The organism is Kineococcus gurbantunggutensis, from assembly GCF_050871925.1.
In the GTDB taxonomy this organism is placed as follows: Bacteria; Actinomycetota; Actinomycetes; order Actinomycetales; family Kineococcaceae; genus Kineococcus.
Genome location: NZ_JBJLSG010000271.1, coordinates 1 through 3,638, shown reverse-complemented (window position 1 = coordinate 3,638; position 3,638 = coordinate 1). Strand labels below are relative to the sequence as shown.

The 3,638-nt window shown below is 77.0% G+C and carries 4 protein-coding genes; 1 reads left to right on the top strand and 3 read right to left on the bottom strand.

Going from position 1 to position 3,638, the window contains the following annotated elements; translation table 11 throughout:
• On the bottom strand, positions 1-856 hold an 856-nt coding region (locus tag ACRYR7_RS24795), incomplete at its 3' end, for an MCP four helix bundle domain-containing protein (RefSeq protein WP_432575006.1).
• A gap of 180 nt (positions 857-1,036) precedes the next feature.
• On the opposite strand from ACRYR7_RS24795, the gene ppk2 reads away from it, so the two are divergent.
• On the top strand, positions 1,037-1,906 hold the full coding sequence (gene ppk2 / locus ACRYR7_RS24790) for a polyphosphate kinase 2 (protein ID WP_432575008.1): 870 nt from the start codon (positions 1,037-1,039) through the stop codon (positions 1,904-1,906).
• A gap of 19 nt (positions 1,907-1,925) precedes the next feature.
• Here ppk2 and ACRYR7_RS24785 read toward each other — a convergent pair whose 3' ends face one another.
• Positions 1,926-2,303: a hypothetical protein gene (locus ACRYR7_RS24785; protein WP_432575005.1), complete on the bottom strand. Its 378-nt coding sequence runs from the start codon at positions 2,301-2,303 to the stop codon at positions 1,926-1,928.
• A 133-nt stretch (positions 2,304-2,436) separates the two neighbouring features.
• Positions 2,437-3,339: a hypothetical protein gene (locus tag ACRYR7_RS24780; protein WP_432575004.1), complete on the bottom strand. Its 903-nt coding sequence runs from the start codon at positions 3,337-3,339 to the stop codon at positions 2,437-2,439.
• Positions 3,340-3,638: the final 299 nt, after the last annotated feature.

Here is a 3,638-nt window from a genome sequence, read left to right as displayed (position 1 = left end):
TGGCCACCGCGGAGAGCTCCTCGGAGGAGGCGGCCAGGGTGGTGGAGGCCCCGGCGATGCGGCGCATGGTGCCGGTGAGGTTGTCCATGGTGGTGTCCACCGCGGCGGCCAGCTGGCCGACCTCGTCACGGGCGCTGTGGTGCACGCGCTGGTCCAGGCGGCCGTGGGCCAGGCCCTGCACGACGGTGAGGGTCTTGGCCAGCGGCTGCGCGATGGAGCGGGCCACCGCGACGGCCACGGCGATCGCGATCGCGATGGCGAGCGCGCCGATGACCAGCAGCAGCACCACGGCGGTGTGGTAGGCGGACGAGCCGGCCGCGGCCGTGTCCGCGGCGGCGTCCCGCTCGGCGGCGCTGATGCCGTCCAGCGCGGCGTTGAGCTCGTCGACCACGGGCCCGGAGCTGGCCTTGCGCTCGTTGTAGAAGCCCGCGGTGTCGTTGGCCACGGCGAGGGGGATCAGCTTCTCGCGCACGGTGCGGTACTGCGCCATGAGGTCCTCGACCTCGGCGCGCTGGGCCGCGGGGGCCGCCGGGGAGGAGGCCAGGTAGGCCTGCCACGCCTCGTCGTAGGCCTCGTCGCTCTCCTGCATGTCCGCCAGCGCGTCCTGCGTGCCGGCCTCGTCGGGCGCCAGGCCGGCCTTGAGCAGGTCGATGCGGCCGCCGGAGAAGATCTCCTTGACGGACCCGATCGTCTGGACCGAGGCCACGCCCTCGTTCGAGACGGTCTCGAGGCTGGCCTGGGAGAACCCCAGGCGGTTGATGCCCAGGCCGACCACGGCCGCGAGCATGAGGCAGACGACGCCGAATCCGGCGAACAGCTTCGCGGCGACGTTCAGGTCGCGCAGTCGGGTGAGCACACCGGTCCCATCGGCAGTCCGGACCCCCGGCTGAACAGCGCCGCCCCGGCCGGGCCGGCACCCCGGCCGGGCACCGGCTCGGCGGGTGCGGCGGCGCCGGCTGCTCTAGCGTCGGGGCTGTCGTGGTGATCGGGTGCGGGAGGTGTCGGGGTCGTGGTGGACCTGGTGGCGTCGGCGGGGATGACGGTGCTCGACGACGAGGACGAGCCGGTCCTGGTGCGCGCGGACGGGCGCCCGGTGGAGACCTGGCGGGAGGACTACCCCTACGACCACCGCCTGTCGCGCGCGGAGTACGAGCCGCTGAAGCGGTCCCTGCAGATCGAGCTGCTGAAGCTGCAGAAGTGGGTGAAGGCCTCCGGCGAGCGCCTGGTGGTGCTGTGCGAGGGCCGGGACGCCGCCGGCAAGGGCGGCACGATCAAGCGGTTCACGGAGCACCTGAACCCGCGGGGGGCGCGGGTGGTGGCGCTGGAGAAGCCCTCGGACCGCGAGGCGACGCAGTGGTACTTCCAGCGGTACGTGCAGCACCTGCCGGCGGCGGGGGAGATCGTCCTCTTCGACCGCTCCTGGTACACGCGGGCGGGGGTGGAGCGGGTGATGGGCTTCGCCTCGCCCGAGGAGTACGAGCGCTTCATGCACCAGGTGCCGCTGTTCGAGCGGATGCTCGTGGACGACGGGACCCACCTGGTGAAGTTCTGGTTCTCGGTGACGCGCGCGGAGCAGCGCACGCGGTTCGCGATCCGGCAGATCGACCCGGTGCGCCAGTGGAAGCTCTCCCCGATGGACGTGGCCAGCCTGGACCGGTGGGAGGACTACACGGCGGCGAAGGAGGCGATGTTCGAGCGCACGGACACCTCGTACGCGCCGTGGACGGTGGTGAAGACCAACGACAAGAAGCGCGCGCGGCTGGAGGCGATGCGGGTGGTGCTGGACCGCTTCGCCTATGACGGCAAGGACGCCTCGGTGGTGGGGCGCCCGGACCCCGCGCTGGTGGTGCACGCCCGCTCGATCCTGGAGCCGGACCGGCGCCCGGCGCCGCCGCAGGAGGACTGAGCCGCTCCCGCCCGCGCGCTCAGAACGGGGGAGCGGTGGTGCCGGTGTTCTGCAGCAGCGAGCGGCAGCCCGCGCCGGTGACCTCCAGCAGGTCCACCCGCTCGCCCGTCCACGGGTCCGCCTCGTCGGCCCAGCGCTCGTAGCGGGCCAGGGCCGCGGCGCGGTCGGCGGTGGAGAAGAACCGCGGCTCGCGGTAGCCGCCGGTGGCGGCGACGACGTACGCGCCGGTGCCGCCGGTGCCCGGCATGTGCGGCGCCTCCTGCGCGCCCGGTGTGCCCGGTGTGCCCGGTGTGCTCGTGCGGTCCTCCTGCGGGGTCGGGCGGGACGGGGCCGGTCCCGCGGTGGCGGTCGCGGTGGCGGCCGGGGTCCTGGTCGCGGTGCTCTGGTGGGTCGACACGTGCACATCTCCGGTGGGGCGACGGTGCGTGGGGGCCGGGTGCGCGCCCGGGGGAGCGCCGCTCCCGCTCCTCGGCGTCTGCACGGCAGCGTCCCACCCGGGTCCGACACCGGGTCCGAGACCGGGTCCGCGCTCACCCGCGCAGGGCCCGCAGGACCCGCAGCTGCTCGTCGGTGGGCGCCGACCCGCCCGTCTCCAGGGCCAGGGCCTCCTCGGCGCCGATCCCGGCGCGCCGGTACGCCAGCGCCCGGGCGGTGCTCATCACCTCGGTGGCGCCGCGGCCGTACAGGTAGGCCCCGAGGTCCCGCCAGCGGGGCGAGGCGTCCTCGTCGTCGCTCTCGGCGCTCCAGCGGTGCGCCTCGGCGCGCGGGTCCCGCAGCGGGCGGCCCGGGCGGTCCAGGCCCGCCTCCGCCGCCCGGCGCAGGTACTCGCGGTGGAGCGCGGCGGCGGCCCGGTGCTCCGGGGTGCCGTGCTCGGCCGGCCAGGTGCCCTGGAAGGCCACCACGACGTCGTCGACCACGTCGACGCCCGGGCCCGGCCCCGGGTGGGCGCCCTGGCCGGCCTCGTGGCGCGAGGCGGTGAAGTCCAGCAGCGGCCCGGGCCGGTGCGCCGCCAGCCACCTCAGCGCCGGTCGGCCCGGCACCCGGATGCTCAGGTGCGGGTGCGGGCCGTCGTCGCGCTGCGCGCTCTCGCGCCGGCGCCGCACCGCCGAGCGCCACCGCCCCAGCACCAGCACGGCCTCCAGGTCCGCCTCCCCGGCCGTGCCCGCCGCCGCCGCGCGCTGCTCCTCCACCCAGGCCGCGACCTCCTCGCTGGGCTCCAGGGGCCGCTGCAGGCCCCCCTGGCCGGGGAAGGAGGACGCCGCGACCACGGCCAGCACCAGGTCGCGGTGCGCCGCCGCCGCCAGCCAGCCGCGCCCGTCCACCGTCGCGCCCCCCTCCGGCGCCGCCGGCTCCGGCGGGCGCACGGGCACCAGCAGCGAGGGGACGGGCCCGGTGCCGCCCCGGCGGCCGTCGCGGTCCTCGGCGGGTCTCACCCCGCGCAGCGTGCCAGGTGCGCCGGCGGGGACGTCCCCGCGCGGCCGCGCGGGGCGTCGAACACCTGTGCGGAACGTCCCCTATCGTTCCTGGGGAGCCCGCCGGCGCGCGCCGCCCGGGCGGGCGCGCAGCACCGCGGTGGGCTCGCGCAGCGCACGGCGGGTCGGTGAGGGAGGTGCGGCAGCCGGTGGGTCGGGCCAGCCAGGCGGACCAGGACGAGCTCTTCACCCTGCCCGGCGCGGCGCCCCCGCCGCGGCGGGCGGGGGGGGGCCCGGGCGGGGGGGGGGCGGGGGGGGGG

What these genes read in the sequence shown, in the direction of transcription:
- ppk2 (WP_432575008.1), top strand. Translation starts at nt 1,037, where the DNA reads ATGACGGTGCTCGACGACGAGGACGAGCCGGTCCTGGTGCGCGCGGAC.